Raw genomic sequence first — 1,300 nt, 5'->3', positions numbered from 1 at the left:
TACTAAGATATACTCAGTAATCATTTTACTGTTTATATAGATAAAATTGAGGGTAGTGTATTAGTGCTATGTGGTATAGATTTTTGACACTACCACTGAGAACCGGAGGAGAAATAATGGCCAACTTAGATAATACTGATGAAAAATTGACAACACAAGATGATTTTTCAGAACTATTCATAAAATACATCGATGCCATGGTTGATTTTGAACATTTTTCCAGAGAAACCCTGGTTGATGTTCTTTGCAGATTGGCTCGTTCTTTTCGTCTGACCAAAGTTGTCACAGAGTTTTATATGAGCAGTGTGGATGAAAAAGACGGCAAGGGAGAAATCCTCTGTGATTTCAATGAAGGTTCTGCGGACATTGTTGTGCTCAAAAAAGAACTCATTTCAAGAACAGGGGCTATAGTTAGAACCATAGCATATTCTGCCAAAGGCACAGAACATTTGAGCAATAAAGAAGAACAGCAGCTTGACATCTGTCTGCGTTCCATGATGAGTTACATAGGACGGAACCGTATGCAGAAAGCAATCGAGAATCTCGCGTTTCATGACAACAATGGATATCCGAATTTTGCATATTTCTTCCGCCATCTTGAAAAAATGAATAAAACAGGTGGATTTAACGGCTTTACCGCCATTATGTATAGCCTTAAGAATTTTTCTGTCATAAATCGTGATCTGGGATTCGAAGAAGGCAACGCCGTTATGAAAGCCCATTTCGATACTTTAAGGGATATGATTGGAAATAGTGGTACTGTGTGTCGTGTGGGCGGGGATAACTTCGCAGCTATATTCCCAAATGAAATGTTGGAGAAAATTCTCGCTTTTTTTGAAGGCACACCTATCATATATGACCGGCTGACTTCAAGCAGCGCAATCGTATCAGCATATGCCGGAGTATTTATCATTCCGAGTGATTTCAAATATGAAAGGCCGGGCAACATTGTTGAAATGATCTTGCCCACTTGTCAGACTGCAAAAATATCCGATGAAGCTGATGTTGTATATGCGAGCATGCAGTATATAGAGGATAAAGAGAATGTTTCAAAAATCCGCAGACATTTTGAAGAAGCTCTAAATAATTATGAATTCCATGCATACTATCAGCCAAAAGTAAATGTTGAAACGGGCAGAATCATAGGCGCAGAGGCTCTATGCAGATGGATCAGGGATGGAAGGATAATACCACCTATGGATTTCATTCCGATACTCGAACGTAACACGGATATATTCCGGCTGGATTTCTATATGCTTGATCTTGTTTGTAAGAATATAAGAAAATGGTTGGATGAAGG

At 38.8% G+C, this 1,300-nt stretch carries 1 protein-coding gene; it reads left to right on the top strand.

All coding sequences use genetic code 11. The features are described 5' to 3' along the window. Positions 1-116: 116 nt before the first annotated feature. On the top strand, positions 117-1,300 hold a 1,184-nt coding region (locus T513_RS0109625; protein WP_031589917.1), incomplete at its 3' end, for a GGDEF domain-containing phosphodiesterase.

It is taken from the genome of Kandleria vitulina DSM 20405 (assembly GCF_000702065.1).
GTDB lineage: Bacteria > Bacillota_I > Bacilli_A > Erysipelotrichales > Coprobacillaceae > Kandleria > Kandleria vitulina.
The sequence above is the reverse complement of the archived record's forward strand: the minus strand, read 5'-3'. Positions and strand labels throughout refer to the sequence as shown.